The sequence below is a fragment of the Pseudomonas sp. AA-38 genome, assembly GCF_029457475.1.
GTDB lineage: Bacteria > Pseudomonadota > Gammaproteobacteria > Pseudomonadales > Pseudomonadaceae > Aquipseudomonas.
Map to the genome: position 1 here is coordinate 5,393,162 of NZ_CP120359.1, position 14,717 is coordinate 5,407,878.

General features: G+C 67.7%; 16 protein-coding genes. 7 read left to right on the forward strand and 9 right to left on the reverse strand.

Features of this window, described 5'->3' with window-relative positions; genetic code table 11:
- Positions 1 to 30: 30 nt before the first annotated feature.
- Both PVE35_RS24800 and znuA read right to left on the reverse strand, forming a co-directional pair.
- Complete coding sequence (locus tag PVE35_RS24800; protein WP_277373301.1) at positions 31 to 1,284, reverse strand: MFS transporter; 1,254 nt, start codon at positions 1,282 to 1,284, stop codon at positions 31 to 33.
- Between the two features lie 243 nt (positions 1,285 to 1,527).
- Complete coding sequence (znuA, locus tag PVE35_RS24805; RefSeq protein WP_277373303.1) at positions 1,528 to 2,466, reverse strand: zinc ABC transporter substrate-binding protein ZnuA; 939 nt, start codon at positions 2,464 to 2,466, stop codon at positions 1,528 to 1,530.
- 66 nt (positions 2,467 to 2,532) lie between these two features.
- Between znuA and zur the strand changes: the two genes are divergently transcribed.
- From zur to PVE35_RS24840, 7 genes are all read left to right on the forward strand, one after another.
- Positions 2,533 to 3,018, forward strand: a complete 486-nt coding sequence (gene zur, locus PVE35_RS24810; RefSeq protein ID WP_277373304.1) for a zinc uptake transcriptional repressor Zur — start codon at positions 2,533 to 2,535, stop codon at positions 3,016 to 3,018.
- Positions 3,015 to 3,803, forward strand: a complete 789-nt coding sequence (gene znuC / locus PVE35_RS24815) for a zinc ABC transporter ATP-binding protein ZnuC (protein WP_277373305.1) — start codon at positions 3,015 to 3,017, stop codon at positions 3,801 to 3,803. The genes zur and znuC overlap by 4 nt, the downstream gene beginning before the upstream one ends.
- Entirely contained in the window at positions 3,803 to 4,591 is a 789-nt protein-coding gene (gene znuB / locus PVE35_RS24820; RefSeq protein ID WP_277373306.1) for a zinc ABC transporter permease subunit ZnuB, read from the forward strand. Before znuC ends, znuB begins: the two co-directional genes overlap by 1 nt.
- A gap of 129 nt (positions 4,592 to 4,720) precedes the next feature.
- Entirely contained in the window at positions 4,721 to 5,092 is a 372-nt protein-coding gene (locus tag PVE35_RS24825) for a hypothetical protein (RefSeq protein WP_277373307.1), read from the forward strand.
- A gap of 164 nt (positions 5,093 to 5,256) precedes the next feature.
- On the forward strand, positions 5,257 to 6,264 hold the full coding sequence (locus tag PVE35_RS24830) for a methionine ABC transporter ATP-binding protein (protein WP_277373308.1): 1,008 nt from the start codon (positions 5,257 to 5,259) through the stop codon (positions 6,262 to 6,264).
- The gene (locus PVE35_RS24835; RefSeq protein WP_277373309.1) at positions 6,264 to 6,932 is read left to right on the forward strand and encodes a methionine ABC transporter permease; all 669 of its coding nucleotides are present in this window, start codon (positions 6,264 to 6,266) and stop codon (positions 6,930 to 6,932) included. Before PVE35_RS24830 ends, PVE35_RS24835 begins: the two co-directional genes overlap by 1 nt.
- Positions 6,933 to 6,975: 43 nt before the next feature.
- Entirely contained in the window at positions 6,976 to 7,746 is a 771-nt protein-coding gene (locus PVE35_RS24840; RefSeq protein WP_277373310.1) for a MetQ/NlpA family ABC transporter substrate-binding protein, read from the forward strand.
- A gap of 197 nt (positions 7,747 to 7,943) precedes the next feature.
- Here PVE35_RS24840 and PVE35_RS24845 read toward each other — a convergent pair whose 3' ends face one another.
- The 7 genes from PVE35_RS24845 to PVE35_RS24875 form a co-directional block, all read right to left on the reverse strand.
- Positions 7,944 to 8,372 (reverse strand): GFA family protein, encoded by a 429-nt coding sequence (locus tag PVE35_RS24845; RefSeq protein WP_277373311.1) that lies wholly within the window; start codon positions 8,370 to 8,372, stop codon positions 7,944 to 7,946.
- Positions 8,373 to 8,498: 126 nt separating this feature from the next.
- Entirely contained in the window at positions 8,499 to 8,897 is a 399-nt protein-coding gene (locus tag PVE35_RS24850; protein WP_277373312.1) for a YbaN family protein, read from the reverse strand.
- Positions 8,890 to 9,477: a biliverdin-producing heme oxygenase gene (locus PVE35_RS24855; protein ID WP_277373313.1), complete on the reverse strand. Its 588-nt coding sequence runs from the start codon at positions 9,475 to 9,477 to the stop codon at positions 8,890 to 8,892. Before PVE35_RS24855 ends, PVE35_RS24850 begins: the two co-directional genes overlap by 8 nt.
- Positions 9,478 to 9,517: 40 nt before the next feature.
- Entirely contained in the window at positions 9,518 to 10,849 is a 1,332-nt protein-coding gene (locus tag PVE35_RS24860) for a TolC family outer membrane protein (protein WP_277373314.1), read from the reverse strand.
- Positions 10,850 to 10,851: 2 nt separating this feature from the next.
- A complete protein-coding gene (locus tag PVE35_RS24865) occupies positions 10,852 to 12,168 on the reverse strand; it encodes an HlyD family type I secretion periplasmic adaptor subunit (protein ID WP_277373315.1) in 1,317 nt (438 codons plus the stop codon).
- A complete protein-coding gene (locus PVE35_RS24870) occupies positions 12,165 to 13,922 on the reverse strand; it encodes a type I secretion system permease/ATPase (RefSeq protein WP_277373316.1) in 1,758 nt (585 codons plus the stop codon). The genes PVE35_RS24865 and PVE35_RS24870 overlap by 4 nt, the downstream gene beginning before the upstream one ends.
- 166 nt (positions 13,923 to 14,088) lie before the next feature.
- Positions 14,089 to 14,706: a heme acquisition protein HasA gene (locus PVE35_RS24875; protein ID WP_277373317.1), complete on the reverse strand. Its 618-nt coding sequence runs from the start codon at positions 14,704 to 14,706 to the stop codon at positions 14,089 to 14,091.
- Between the last annotated feature and the right edge of the window lie 11 nt (positions 14,707 to 14,717).

Here is a 14,717-nt window from a genome sequence, read left to right on the forward strand (position 1 = left end):
TCAAGTAATGACTGACTGCATCATTGCCAGCTAGTTCTGTGCAGGCTGAGTCAGCAAACGCGCATGCATCAACACGACCACCAGCACCAACATCCCCAACACCCCCGCCCCAACAAACAACCCCTCATACCCCAACGCCTTGGCCAGCACCCCGCTGCTAGCGCCGACGAAGCCGGACAGCAGCACCTGTGCCGAAGCCTGCAGGGTGAAGTCGGCGCCTTCGTGTTCGGGGCGGCACATGCGCATCATGGCGGCGAACAGGGCGACGGTGGACATGCCGTCGGCCACCTGCTCGAACAGGGTCACGGCATACACCAGCACGGTATTGGCGCCCTGCCCCACCAACAAGGCCTGGGCCGCGATGCCGATGGCCTGCAGGGCGCCGAACAGGATCAGCGCACGCAGCACGCCGATGCGGGCGTAGAGCAAACCGCCGAGCAAGGCGCCGCCGATGCCGGCCAGGCTGCTGATCAGGGTCAGTTGGCCGAGCGCTGCGGTGCTCCAGCCCTGATCCACCAGCATCGGCTTGAGCATCGGCGAGCCCAGCGAGTCCCCCAGCTTGAAGGTGAGCACCACCACCAACCACAGCAGCATGCCGGGCTGCGCCAGCAGGCCGCGATAGTGGTTCAGCAACAAGCGCGGGCCGAGGGCGCTTTCCGCCAGGGCGGGCTGAAAGGGCAGTACGCGACGTTCGGGGAACAACCAGATCGGCATGGTCATCAAGAGGATCAGGCCGGCCAGCAGGCCGAGTGCCAGGTTCCAGCCCAGCGGGTCGATCACCAGCAACAGGCCGCTGCCGCTGACGATCATGCCGACCTTGTAGCCGCCCACCTGCAGGCTGTTGCCCAGGCCACGCCAGCGCTCGGGTAGCAGGCGCACGGTGAGGCCGTCGGTGGCCACGTCCTGGGTCGCTGCCAGCAGGTTGATCAGCAGCAAAAGACCAAGCAGGCCCCACAGGCCGGCGCCGAACAGGGTTTGCGGAGCCAACAGCGCCAGCACGGCGACGCAACCGATCACCCCGCTTTGCAGCGGCAGGATCCAGCCACGGTGATGGCCCAGACGTCGCGATGCCAGGCGGTCGATCCAGGGTGCCCAGAGGACTTTCAGCAGCCAGGGCAGTGCCAGCAGCTTGAGCAGGCCGATCAGTGCCAGATCGACGCCGTGCTGACGCAGCAGCACCGGCAGCGAGTGGGCGATCAGCCCGGAGGGAAGGCCCTGCGCGCAATAGAGCGAGGCCAGCAGTACCAGTGTGGCGTTGGACGGGCGAGGTGCGGTGGGCGACATAGCGGGCGCTCGCGGCAAAAGCGCAAGCCTAGTGGTTTGCGCCGGCGAGCGGCAACGTGAGGGTGGTTACAGTTCGTAGCTCGGTTCGTCGCGGCTGAAGCCCCTCCCACAAAGCCTCGCCAGCCCGTAACCCAGATGCAATCCGGGATCGCTGCCAGAGCGTAGGGTGGATGACGCTTTTTTCATCCGCCATAAAGGGCTCGGCAGGCGCTTCTCCGATGGAGCGATAAGGCGTGTTCCACCCTACAGGCTGCCCAGGCACTCGGTCAGGCCGTTTGCCAGGTTTTCCAGCAGTCGTTCGTAGCCACTGGCATCGACCGGCAGGTTGCCGCCCAGGGCATCCAGCTCGGCCAGTTTGACCGGCAGGCCAGCGGTGAGGGTTTCGGCCAGGCGCGGGCGCAGTGGCGGTTCGCTGAACAGGCAGCTCGGGCCAGCCTGCTGCAGGCGCTCACGCATGGCGGCGACGTGCTGGGCACCGGGCTGCACTTCGGTCAGCACACTGAACACGCCGGCATGCTTGAGGCCGTAAGCGGCCTCGAAGTAATCGAAGGCCTCGTGGAAGACGAAGTAGGGCTTGCCATGCAGGGCGACCAGTTGCGGGCGAATCCGTCCATCGAGTACATCCAGGCGCTGCCCGAAGGCTTGCAGGTTGGCGGCGTAGCGCTGTGCATTGGCGGCATCCAGCTTGCTCAGGTCAGCCGCCATGCGTGCGGCGATCACCCGTGCATTGGCCGGCAGCAGCCAGAGGTGGGCATCCAGGCTGCCGGGGCGATGGTCGTGGTCATGACCCAGGTCAGCGCTGGTGTGTTCGTGCTCGTGCGCATCGTGGTCATGATCGTGCTCGTCATGGCTGTCGCCGAAACGGCGCAGGGTCATGCCGGGCAAGTCCTGCACCGCCACCTGCGGCTTGTCGCGGCTTTCCAGCACACGCGGCAGGAAGGCCTCCATGTCGGGGCCGATCCAGTACAGCAGGTCGGCGTCACGCACGCGCCGTACGTCGGATGGGCGCAGCGCGTAATGGTGCGGTGATGCGCCGGGCGACAGTAGCACTTCGGGTTCGCCGATGCCGTCCTGCACCGCTGCGGCGATCAGTTGCAGCGGCTTGATACTGGTCAGAACGCGCACCTCGGCCTGGGCGCTGGTGACAAAAAACAGGGCGATAAGACAGAAAAGACGCAACACGGGGCATACTCAAGCGGGATTGAACAGGTAACATAATAACGTCTCTTACCCGCGCCGTCCTTGCCCATGACCGACACACCCCTGGCTGCACGCCCACATGATCACTCCCGCTGCGTCAGCCATGCGCTGGCCGAAGCCGAAGCCATCTGCGCACGCCAGGGCCTGCGTCTGACCGCTCTGCGCAAGCGTGTGCTGGAGCTGGTATGGGCCAGCCACAAGCCGCTCGGCGCCTACGACATCCTCGGCGTACTGAGCGAAGAGGATGGCCGCCGTGCCGCGCCGCCCACGGTCTACCGCGCGCTGGATTTCCTCCTGGAAAACGGCCTGGTGCACCGCATCGCTTCGCTCAACGCCTTCGTCGGCTGCAGCCACCCCGAGCACGCGCACCAGGGCCAGTTCCTGATCTGCCGCGCCTGCCATGCCGCCACCGAGCTGGAACAACCGGCCATCAGCCAGGCCATAGTCGATGGCGCGGCCGGCGTCGGTTTCGCCGTGGAAAGCCAGACCGTGGAAGTGGTCGGCCTGTGCGCGGGCTGCAAGGGCAAGGCATGAGCGAGCCCCTGATCCGTCTCGATGGCATCGCGGTCAGCTTCAACGACCAGGCGGTGCTCGAGGATGTGCAACTGAGCGTGCGCCCTGGCGAGATCGTCACCCTGATCGGCCCCAACGGCGCCGGCAAGACCACCCTGGTGCGCGTGGTGCTCGGCCTGTTGCAGCCCGAGCGTGGCAGCGTGCGCCGAGCGCCACGCCTGCGTATCGGCTACATGCCACAGAAACTCCATGTCGATGCCACCCTGCCGCTGTCGGTGCTGCGCTTTTTGCGCCTGGTGCCGGGCGTGGATCGCAAGCGCGCGCTGGCGGCGCTGGCTGAAGTGGGTGCCGAGCAGGTGATCGACAGCCCGCTGCAGAACATTTCCGGTGGCGAGATGCAGCGCGTGCTGCTGGCCCGCGCCCTGCTGCGCGAACCGCAACTGCTGGTGCTCGACGAGCCGGTACAGGGCGTCGACGTCGCCGGCCAGGCCGAGCTGTATCGGTTGATTTCGCGGCTGCGCGAGCGCCATGGCTGCGGCGTGCTGATGGTCTCGCACGACCTGCATCTGGTGATGAGCGCCACCGATCAGGTGGTCTGCCTCAACCGCCATGTGTGCTGCTCGGGCCATCCCGAACAGGTCAGTGGCGACCCGGCCTTCATCGAGCTGTTCGGCCAGGACGCCAAGAGTCTGGCCGTCTACCACCACCATCACGACCACGATCACGACCTGCATGGCGGCGTGGTTCAGCCCGGCCTGACCATCCATGGCCCGGCCCACGTTCACGGCCCTGGTTGCAAGCACTGATGCCCGATTTTCTCCTCAACGCCCTGCTCGCCGGCCTGACGCTGGCCCTGGTGGCTGGCCCGCTCGGCTCCTTCGTGGTGTGGCGGCGCATGGCCTATTTTGGCGACACCCTGTCCCACGCCGCCCTGCTCGGCGTGGCCCTGGGCCTGATGCTGGACGTCAGTCCGACCCTCACGGTGACCGTCGGTTGCGTGCTGCTGGCCGTGCTGCTGGTGACCCTGCAGCAGCGCCAGCCGTTGGCCTCGGACACCCTGCTCGGCATCCTCGCCCACAGCACCCTGTCGCTGGGCCTGGTGGCGCTGAGCTTCATGCACGACGTGCGCATCGACCTGATGAGCTACCTGTTCGGCGACCTGCTCGCCGTCAGCCCCGGCGACCTGGCCTGGATCATCGGTGGCAGTGCGCTGGTGCTGGCACTGCTGGCCTGGCTGTGGCGACCGCTGCTGGCGATCACCGTGCACGAGGAACTGGCGCGGGTCGAAGGCCTGCCAGTGGCGGCGATCCGCCTGGCGCTGATGCTGCTGATCGCCGTGGTGATCGCCGTGGCGATGAAGATCGTCGGCGTGCTGCTGATCACCTCCTTGCTGATCATCCCCGCCGCTGCCGCCCAGCGCCATGCGCGCACGCCGGAGCAGATGGCCGTGGGCGCCAGCCTGCTCGGCCTGCTGGCGGTGTGCTGCGGCCTGGCGCTGTCCTGGTATCAGGACACCCCGGCCGGGCCGTCCATCGTGGTCAGCGCCGCCGCGCTGTTCCTGGCCAGTTTCGCGCTGCCGCGGCGTAACGCCTGAAGCCTCGCTTGCATCATCCGACGTGGCGACCGCACGGGGCGCTCGCCCCCCGCGCCGTCGAGCGGCATGAAATCCCTCGGGCAACAGGGTATGATTGCGCGTTTTTTGCACAACACGAGACGCACACGCATGAAGTCGTTCGTTCTTCGCGGCCTCGCATTCGGCCTCGCACTGCTGCTGGCCGCCTGCCAGAGCGCGCCAGCGCCCGTCGATACGCTGGCCCCGGCCTTGCAACAGATCGAGCAGAGCCTTGCACAGGCGAAGCTCGACAGCGCCCGTGAGCAGCTTGCCGCACTCCAGGCGCAGGCCGGCCAGGACGCGCGCGTGCGCCAGTACCAGCGGCGCCTGGCCGATGCCTACATGCAGCAAGGTCGTGAGGCCCTGCAACGCGGCGATCTGGACGCCGCCGCCAGGGCCATCGGCCAGGCACGCAGCCTGCTGCCCGACGCGCCGGCCCTGGGCAGCGACGTGCGCCAGACGCTGGAACAGGCTCGGCAATGAGCCTGAGCAGGCTTAATGTCATTTTGAAATAACCATAGGCCAACAAAGATTTTCTCGGCCTAAAAATCGCCGGGTAAACTAGCGCCCTTTTGCGCCCATCCGGCGCCGATCGGCCGCTTCGCAACCCAGAACCCGGCCCTGAACACACCCAAAAGGTCGTTCGCGTGATCCAGTTTCAATCCGTCCACAAGGCCTACCGCGTCGCGGGCAGCGAGATTCCGGCACTGCAGCCCACCACGCTGCAGATCGGCAGCGGCCAGGTATTCGGCATCATCGGCCACTCCGGCGCCGGCAAGAGCACCCTGCTGCGCCTGATCAACCGCCTGGAAGAACCCTCCGGCGGGCGCATCGAGATCGACGACGTCGACGTTACCGCCCTCGATGCCAGCGGCCTGCGCCGCTTCCGCCAGCAGGTCGGGATGATCTTCCAGCACTTCAACCTGCTGTCGTCGAAGACCGTCGCCGACAATATCGCCATGCCGCTGCGCCTGGCCGGCGAGCTGAGCCGCGCCGAGATCGACGCCCGCGTCGCCGAGCTGCTGGCTCGCGTCGGCCTGCAGGATCACGCCAACAAATACCCGGCGCAGCTCTCCGGTGGGCAGAAGCAGCGCGTCGGCATCGCCCGCGCGCTGAGCACGCGGCCGAAGATCCTGCTGTGCGACGAGGCCACCAGTGCCCTCGACCCGCAGACCACCACCACCGTGCTGCAACTGCTGGCCGAGATCAACCGCGAGCTGGGCCTGACCATTGTGCTGATCACCCATGAAATGGACGTGATCCGCCGCGTCTGCGACCGCGTGGCGGTGATGGATGCCGGTGTGATCGTCGAAGAAGGCCCGGTGGCCGAGGTGTTCCTGCACCCGCAGCACGTGACCACACGGCGTTTCGTGCAGGAGTCCGAGCACATCGACGAGTCCGGGCAGCGCGACGATTTCGCCCATGTCGCAGGCCGCATCCTGCGCCTGACCTTCCGCGGCGAAGCCACCTACGCCCCGCTACTGGGCACCGTGGCCCGTGAGACCGGGGTGGACTACAGCATCCTCGCCGGGCGCATCGACCGCATCAAGGACAGCCCCTACGGCCAGCTCACCCTGGCCCTGACCGGTGGCGACATCGAAGCCGCCCTGGCGCGCTTCGAGGCCGCCGAGGTGGATATGGAGGTACTGCGCTGATGCTCGAACAACTGCTGCCCAACGTGTTCTGGCCGGAAATCTGGCAGGCCAGCCTCGACACCCTGAACATGCTGCTCGGCTCGATGCTGTTCACCGTGCTGCTCGGCCTGCCGCTCGGCGTGCTGCTGTTCCTCACCGGCCCGCGCCAGCTGTTCGAGCAGAAGGCCCTTTATGGCGTGCTGTCGCTGGTGGTGAATGTCGTGCGCTCGGTGCCCTTCGTCATCCTGCTGATTCTGATGCTGCCGGTCACCGAAGTGCTGGTCGGCACCTCGCTGGGTGTCGCTGGCGCCATCCCGCCGCTGGTGGTGGGCGCCACGCCGTTCTTCGCGCGCCTGGTGGAAACCGCCCTGCGCGAAGTGGAACGCGGCATCATCGAGGCGACCCAGGCCATGGGCGCCAGTACCTGGCAGATAATCACCCGCGCGCTGCTGCCCGAGGCCCTGCCCGGCCTGCTCGCGGCCACCACCGTCACCGCGATCACGCTGGTAGGCTACACCGCCATGAGCGGCCTGATCGGCGGCGGCGGCCTCGGCGACCTGGCGGTGCGCTACGGCTACCAGCGCTACCAGCCGGACGTGATGGCCGTGACCGTGATCCTGCTGCTGATTCTGGTGCAGGTACTGCAGATGGTCGGTGATCTGCTGGTGGTGCACTTTTCCCGTAAATGAACGGCGACTTGCCAGCGCCAACCTTCCCAAAAGGAACCTTGAAATGAAGAAACTGCTGACTGCCCTGGCCGCCTTCGCGGCCTTCTCGGCCCAGGCCGAAACCCTGAGCGTGGCCGCTACCCCGGTGCCGCACGCGGAAATCCTCGAGTTCGTCAAACCTGCCCTGGCCAAAGAGGGTGTGGAGCTGAAGGTGCGCGTGTTCACCGACTACGTGCAGCCCAACCTGCAGGTGCAACAGGGCAACCTGGACGCCAACTTCTTCCAGCATCAGCCGTACCTGGACGAGTTCAACGCCAGCCGCAAGACCGATCTGGTCAGCGTCGCGGGCGTGCATGTCGAGCCCTTCGGCGCCTACTCCAGCAAGATCAAGAGCCTCGACGAGCTGCCGCAAGGCGCCATCGTCGCCATCCCCAACGATGCCACCAACGGTGGCCGTGCCCTGCTGCTGCTGCAGAAAGCTGGGGTGATCAAACTCAAGCCGGATGCCGGCATCCTCGCCACGCCGAAGGACATCGTCGAGAACCCCAAGGCCATCAAGGTGCGTGAACTGGAAGCGGCCACCCTGCCGCGCGTGCTGAGCCAGGTTGATCTGGCCCTGATCAACACCAATTACGCCCTGGAAGCCAAGCTGAACCCGACCCAGGACGCGCTGGCCATCGAAGGCAGCGACTCGCCCTACGTGAACATCCTGGTGACCCGCGCCGACAACAAGGACAACGCCGCCGTGCAGAAGCTGGTCAAGGCGCTGCACAGCGCCGAGGTGAAGCAGTTCATCGAAGAGAAGTACAAGGGCGCCGTCGTACCGGCGTTCTGATTGCCACTGACAGCCTTCGCCCTACCTGATGCCGCGCCGCTGCCAAGCCGCGCGGCATTTTTATGCGCGGAATGTGTCGGCGAACCCTAGGGTGCGCCATGCGCACCAAGCCCACCTCGCCAGCATCCCGGATTGCATCCGGGCTACGGTAATCCGCAACCCTCGGTGCGCACAGCGCACCCTACCCGGCTGGCCACTCATGACGGGATAAAGCGCAATACGCCGGCTTGTCGCGCCCCCGCTCCCGTCGGGTCGTCACTGGGATGGGCGATGCCATCGGTAACCGGCACCTCGGCGAAGTCGAACGGGCTGATGCCCTCCAGGCAGGCGACGTTGACGCCGTACTGATGGGGATTGGAGCGGCGCTGGTGGTGGGTGTAGATGCCGCAGCGCGAGCAGAAGAAGTGCTCTGCACTCTTGGTATTGAAGCGATAGGACGTCAGCAGTTCTTGGCCCTGAAGAATACGCAAGCCGGCCAGCTCGGCCGAGACCGCCACCGCCCCGCGCATCCGGCAGTAGGAACAGTTGCAGCGCCGCGCGCTGTGCAAGCCATCGCTCAAGGTCACGTGAAAACGCACACCGCCGCAGTGGCAGGCACCGTTGATCTCGCCGATATCCTTGTTCATCGCCGTCACCCCCTCAGTTCGATCGAACACAGAGCATAAGCCAAACATCGCTCGAGCAACGGATGATGCAATTGCCCGCAGGGTGCGCCGTGCGCACCACAAGACCGCTGGTGCGCACAGCGCACCCTACCCGGCCTTGGGTTTCTCCGGCCGTGTCCAGATGAACAGCGCACCGCAACTCATGCCGGCCGCGGCGAACAGCACCGACGGCCGGTGATCGACCGTCAGCAGCATGATCGCCAGCGCCACCAGCATGCTGGCGCTGGCCAGCCATTTGCTGCGCCGGGCGATCCGGCCGCCGTTCTTCCAGTCCCGCAGCAGCGGACCGAACACCCGATGCTGCTCCAGCCAGGCGGCCAGCCGTGGCGAGCTGCGCGATGCCGCCCAGGCGGCCAGCAGCACGAACTCGGTGGTGGGCAGGCCCGGCAGGATCACGCCGAGCATGGCCATGCCGATGCTCAGGTAGGCCAACAGCAGCCACAGCCAGCGCTGCCAGGCGGCCCGAGGCAGAGTCGCCTCAGGCAAAGCAGCGCTCCAGGTGCTGGTTGAAGCGCTCGAAGGCGGCGATAGCCGCAGCTTCAGCCAGGCGTTCCTGCTCGGTATCCAGTTCCACGCTGTCGAGCACCGCCGTGAAGGCTTTCCAGCCTTGCGCCCGCCCACCCTCCGGCTCGCCCAGATGACGCGCACCGAAGGTTTCGCTCAGGCCCAGCGCCGGCATGCGCTTGAGCAGAAAGGCCGCGCCGAGCTTGGAGCCTTCGGAGACGAACAGCCAGGCCAGCGCTTCGCCAAGATCCATCTGCCGATCACGGATGCTGTCGTCGCCCTCGGGCAAGGGGCGTTGCAGGTCGGCCAGATCCAGCACGGTCTGCTGCACGCGGCAGCGCTGCGGCAGGTCAGGGATCAGCGCGACCAGGCGCGGATCCTGATAGAGGTTCTGCAAATCGCGCTGGAACAGGTATTGCGCCGCCACGAAATGGGCAAAGCGCTCGACGCTGGCGAAGGGTTCATGGCTTTTCACCCGGGCGTCGAGACGGCTGTGCGGCTCGTGGGTGATGGCATTGAGGCGCTGCGAGCGCAGCGGGTGGAACAGTGCGGATGCGGTCATGATGGTTCCCCATATGTTCGATGAAATAAGGACGAATCACTCAGCCTTTGTCAGTAATCCGCACCTCACTGAAGTAACCGGCCAGGCGCTGCAAGTCCGTTGCATCGAGCTGGCCGGCCAACTGGCGTAGCTGCAACCAGGCGCGCAGGTAGCCGTGGCGCGCCTCGGCCAGGTCGCGGCGGGCACCATGCAGTTGCTGCTCGGCGTCGAGCACGTCGAGGTTGACTCGCTCGCCGCCGGCCACGCTCTTGCGCGTCGCCGCCACCAGCGTCTCGGCCGCGCTCACGGCCAGGCGATAGGCACGCACCCGCGCCGCCGCGCTGTTGCACAGGTTGAATTGCTGACGCAGGCGGGTGAGCAGCTCGGCGGTCTGCGCATCCAGCTCGAAGCCAGCCTGCACATGGGCGGCCGTGGCCTGCCGGGTCGCCGCGCTCACCCCGCCACCGGCGAACAACGGCAGGCTGAGCTGGATGCCGATGCTGTCGGTGTCGTAGCGCTGGTTGTAGCTGCTCTCCGAATCGGAGTTGGTCAGGCGACTGTTGGCCACCAGGCTCAGGGTCGGCAGGTGGCCGGCACGCTGCTTCTCGATGCCCTGGGCCGCCACCTCGACGGCGCGTCGCTGCGCGGCCAGTTCGGCGTTGGCGGCCACGGCCAGCTCGCGCCAGGCCTCGAAACGCGACGGCTGCGGCGGCTGGATGGGAAAGTCCTCGAGTAACGGTTGCAGGTCGCTGCGCGCCAGCGGCTCGCCGATGATGGCCTCCAGCGCGCGCAGGGCCAGGTCCAGATCGTCCTGTGCCTGGATCAGCTCGGCCTCGGCCAGGGCCAGGCGCGCCTCGGTTTCCAGCGCATCGGTACGGGTGCCCTCGCCGGCCCGCAGCAGACGCTGGTTGAGACGCAGACGCTCGTTCAGGGCGCGGCGCTGGGCACGCGCCAGGGCGATGCGCTCGTCACTCAGCAAGGCCTGGCTGTAGGCCTCGAACAGGCGCACCGCCAGTTCCTGGCTGCGCGCGCGGAAGCGCTCGTCGGCCAACAAGGTGCGCGCCACGCCCTGGCGGTAGTCGGCCCAGGCGGCGTAATCGAACAAGGGTTGCTGCAGGCTGAGCACCGAGGCGTAACTGCGGTAGTCGCGCTCGACGCGACGCTCGCCGGCCGTCACCTGCGAGTCGTTGCGCTGGTTGCTGTAGCTCCACGAAAGCCGTGGCAGCAACCCGGCGCGGCCGATGGCCCGCTCCTCGAGGCCGGCGTCGCGCTCGGCGATGGCGGCCTGGAAGCTCGGGTCATGGCGCAGCGCCAGGGTATAGGCGTCGAGCAGGCCGAGCGCGCCCGCCGGCGTTGCCAGGCACAGGAGCAGGGCGAAACAGAGCGCGCGCATAGTCAGTCTTCCGCCAGGGCCAGGTGGGTACGGTCGAGCAGCGGCTTGAACAGGTAGTTGAGCAGCGAGCGCTCGCCACTACGGATAAAGGCCTCCACCGGCATGCCGGGGCGGATGCGCAGGCCGGCCAGTGGCTGCATAGCGTCTTCGTCCACGCGAATGCGGATGGCGTAGTACGGCTCGCCACTGCGTTCGTCCTGCAGGCGGTCGGCGGACACCAGCTCCAGGGTGCCGGCGACCCGTGGCGTGGTGCGCTGCTCGAAGGCGGTGAACAGCAGTTCCACCGGCAGGCCGGGGTGCACCTTGTCCACCAGCGCCGGGCTCAGACGGCCTTCGACCAGCAGCGGTTGATCCTGCGGGACAATCTCCATCAGCGCCTGACCGGGCGCGACCACACCGCCTTCGGTGAACACGCTGAGGCCGACCACCAGGCCGCTGGCCGGCGCCCGCAACAGGGTACGCTGCAATTCGATCTCGACCCCGGCCAGGCGATGGTGCAGCTCCTCGCTGCGAATCTGCGCCTCGGCCAGTTGGCTGCGCACCTGTTCCTGAAACTGCTCGCGGCGCTGCGCGGCGCGCAGGCGCAGTTCGGCGATCTGCCGCTGCAACTGGCCGATGCGCCCGGCGTCGTCGGCCAGCAGGCCGCTCAGCTCGGCCCGCTGGCGTTCGGCATCGAGCAGGCGATTACGCGGGATGTACTGCTCGGCCGCCAGTTCGCGCAGGCCCAGCAGTTGCTCGTCGAGCACGCGCAACTGCGCTTGCTTGCTGCCATGCAGCGCACGCAGGCCACCCAGTTGCGCCTCGCTGCCGGCCAGGTTCTGCGCCAGGCCGTCAAGCTCCAGGGCCAGGGCCTGGCGACGGCTGGCGAACAACTGGCGCTGCAACTCCAGGCTGGCGAGCGCCAAAGGGTCATCCGCACGCGCCAGCAACCAGGGGCCGAAGTCGATGCCCGCCGCGCCATCGCGCTCGGCGGCCAGGCGCGCGGCGCTGGCGCGGCTGCCGATCAGTTGCGCACGCAGGGCCTCGGCCTGCGCCTGCAAGGCCTGGTCGTCCAGCTCCAGCAGCGGCTGGCCGGCCTGCACCGCATCACCATCGCGGGCCAGGATGCGCCGCACCGTGCCGCCCGTGGGATGCTGCAGCGCCTGGCGGTTGCCGCTGACCATCACCGTGCCGCTCACCGGCACGCCCTTGTCCAAGGGCGCCAGCGCGGCCCAGGCGAGAAAGCCGCCGAAGCCGGCGAGCAGCAGCCACCAGCCGAGCCGCGTCGGCGCCCGCGCATCGACCACATGCAGAGGGGGCAGCGAAGCCGGCGCGCTCATCGCGGGCCTCCCGGCGTGGTGCCATAACTCATGCTCAATGTCGGCGTGACACGCCGTATCGACGCGTTCTGCACCGCCGGACGGGCGGCCTGCTGCAGGTCCTGCAACACCCGGCTGGCCGGGCCGAAGGCCTGCATCTGCCCGCCACGCAGCACCAGCAGTTGATCGGCGCCCGCGAGCAGCGCCGGGCGATGGCTGACCAGCACCAGGGTACGGCCCTGTTCACGCAGACGATCGAGGGCGGCCAGCAGCGCCTGCTCCCCCGCCTCGTCGAGGTTGGCGTCAGGCTCGTCGAGCACGATCAGCGCCGGCAAGCCATAGACCGCGCGGGCCAGGCCGATGCGCTGCTTCTGCCCACCGGAGAGCCCGGCGCCACCCTCGCCCAGGCGCGTGTCGTAGCCCTGCGGCAGGCGCAGGATCATCTCGTGCACACCGGCCATCTGCGCTGCGGCGACCACCTTGTCCGCCTCCACCTCGGCGAAACGGGCGATGTTCTCGGCGATACTGCCGGCGAACAGTTGCACGTCCTGCGGCAGGTAGCCCAGGTGCGGGCCGAGCGCGTCCTTGTGCCACTGCTGCAGGTCGGCGCCATCCAGGCGCACCTTGCCGGCCAGCGGCGCCTGCGCCGCCACCAGCAGGCGCGCCAGGCTGGACTTGCCGCAACCGGACGGGCCCAGCACCACCAGGCGCTGGCCCGGCTCCAGGGCAAAGCTGACCCCGGCCAGCACCGGCGTGCGCGAGCCCGGCGCGCAGGCCGACAACTGCTCCACGCGCAGGGCGCCACGCGGCGCCGGCAGCCTCATGCCGCAAGTGCGCGGCGGCTGCGCGCGGAGCAGATCGCGCAGGCGCTGGTAGGCCTGCTGCGCGCCGCTCCACTGTTTCCAGGCATTGATCAGTTGATCCAGCGGGCCGAGCACGCGCCCGGCGAGGATGGAGCCAGCGATCATCATGCCGGGGGTGATCTGCCCGTCCACCGCCAGCAGCGCGCCGAGGCCGAGCATCAGCGACTGCAACGCCAGGCGCACGGCCTTGGACGCCGCGCTGAACCCCGCGCCCTGCTCGCTGGCGTGGTTCTGCAGGTGCAGGAAGCGGCCATGCTCGGCCTGCCAGCGCTGACGCAGGCGCGCCAGCATGCCCATGGCCTCGGTGGCCTCGGCGTTGCGCAGGTGCGCGCTGGCCGCCTGGGTGGCCTGGATCGCCAGTTGCCCGGCCTCGGCCAATGGCGCGCGGGTCAGCCACTGGTTGCCCCAGGTCAGCGCCAGCAGCAACGCCGCACCGCCCAGCGCCAACCAGCCGAGCCAGGGGTGGAAGAGAAACAGCACGGCCAGGTAGAGCGGGAACCAGGGCGCATCGAACAGGGCGAACAGGGCGTTGCCGGTGGCGAACTGGCGCAGGCTGGTCAGGTCGTTGAGCGGCTGCGCGCTGCTGCCACGACCGAGGCGCAGGCTGGCATCGAAGGTGGCGTCGTAGACCCGCTCACCCAGGCGCTGGTCGATCTGCGCGCCGAGGCGGATTACCACCAGGCTGCGCACCCATTCCAGCAGGCCCATGAAGAGGTACAGACCAAGCGCCATCAGCGTCAGCATGGCCAGGGTCATGTGGTTGCCGGAGGCCAGTACACGGTCGTAGACCTGCAGCATGTACAGCGCCGGCGCCAGCATCAGCAGATTGATCACCGCGCTGAACGCGCCGACGCTGACGAAGCCGCGCCGGCAGGTGGCCAGCGCGGCGAGGATTTCATTGCCAGGTTGCATGCCGTAGCACCCCAGAAACGCCGCCTGCCGCGATTGACGCAGCAGGCCGCGAATGTCGAGAATTCCTTCGGCCACCGTGGCGCGAGTTGTTCAGGCCAGCACCACGGTAGTCGTTGCCGGCGGCCGGGAGAGCGATCTCCCCGCCGCCTTTTTCATCACCGCGCGATCAGGCCGCCATGGCCAGGTCGTCGGCCAGCTCAGCTACGCCGACCGTCTCGGCCGAGCTGCTACTCAGCGGGCCGGCAGCCAGGGCGGCGGCGACCACGTCGAAGGTGTCGTCGGTGGACACGCCATAGGCGGCGAACAGCTCGTCCAGCACCGACTCCAGCGGCGCGGTGTTGCCCTGCATCAGGCCGTAGATGGTTTCGTGCACTTCGTTGCCGGCACGGCCAGCACCGTAAGCGGCGGACAGGTCCAGACCGCTGAAGGTGACCACGTAGTTGCTCAGGGTGAAATCGCTGCCCGAACCACCGCCAAGCACCTCGCCCAGGGAGACGTTGTCCAGTTCCCCGTAGAGGTAGTGGTTCTGGTTGCTGCTGGCCGGCAACAGCGGGTTGAACACGTAGTGCAGGCCATTGCTGGTGTCGCTGTCGGCGATGAAGGCGTAGTCCGAGCCATTGGCGCCGTGGGTGGCGTACTGGTCGCCACTGAATGTGCCGTTGCTGAAACCACCGGTGTTGCTCTGACCATGGCCGGCAGTGGCGAAGCCGCTCGTCCAGAAGGCCAGGTAGTCGTCGATGGTGGAGCTGCCGAAAGTCGGGTCGTAGGTAACGGAAACGCTCATGACAAATCCTC

Coding starts and splice junctions, on each gene's coding strand:
- PVE35_RS24800 (WP_277373301.1), bottom strand. CDS start 1,284: ATGTCGCCCACCGCACCTCGCCCGTCCAACGCCACACTGGTACTGCTG.
- zur (WP_277373304.1), top strand. CDS start 2,533: ATGACCGACACACCCCTGGCTGCACGCCCACATGATCACTCCCGCTGC.
- znuC (WP_277373305.1), top strand. CDS start 3,015: ATGAGCGAGCCCCTGATCCGTCTCGATGGCATCGCGGTCAGCTTCAAC.
- znuB (WP_277373306.1), top strand. CDS start 3,803: ATGCCCGATTTTCTCCTCAACGCCCTGCTCGCCGGCCTGACGCTGGCC.
- PVE35_RS24825 (WP_277373307.1), top strand. CDS start 4,721: ATGAAGTCGTTCGTTCTTCGCGGCCTCGCATTCGGCCTCGCACTGCTG.
- PVE35_RS24835 (WP_277373309.1), top strand. CDS start 6,264: ATGCTCGAACAACTGCTGCCCAACGTGTTCTGGCCGGAAATCTGGCAG.
- PVE35_RS24840 (WP_277373310.1), top strand. CDS start 6,976: ATGAAGAAACTGCTGACTGCCCTGGCCGCCTTCGCGGCCTTCTCGGCC.
- PVE35_RS24845 (WP_277373311.1), bottom strand. CDS start 8,372: ATGAACAAGGATATCGGCGAGATCAACGGTGCCTGCCACTGCGGCGGT.
- PVE35_RS24855 (WP_277373313.1), bottom strand. CDS start 9,477: ATGACCGCATCCGCACTGTTCCACCCGCTGCGCTCGCAGCGCCTCAAT.
- PVE35_RS24860 (WP_277373314.1), bottom strand. CDS start 10,849: ATGCGCGCGCTCTGTTTCGCCCTGCTCCTGTGCCTGGCAACGCCGGCG.
- PVE35_RS24865 (WP_277373315.1), bottom strand. CDS start 12,168: ATGAGCGCGCCGGCTTCGCTGCCCCCTCTGCATGTGGTCGATGCGCGG.
- PVE35_RS24870 (WP_277373316.1), bottom strand. CDS start 13,922: ATGCAACCTGGCAATGAAATCCTCGCCGCGCTGGCCACCTGCCGGCGC.
- PVE35_RS24875 (WP_277373317.1), bottom strand. CDS start 14,706: ATGAGCGTTTCCGTTACCTACGACCCGACTTTCGGCAGCTCCACCATC.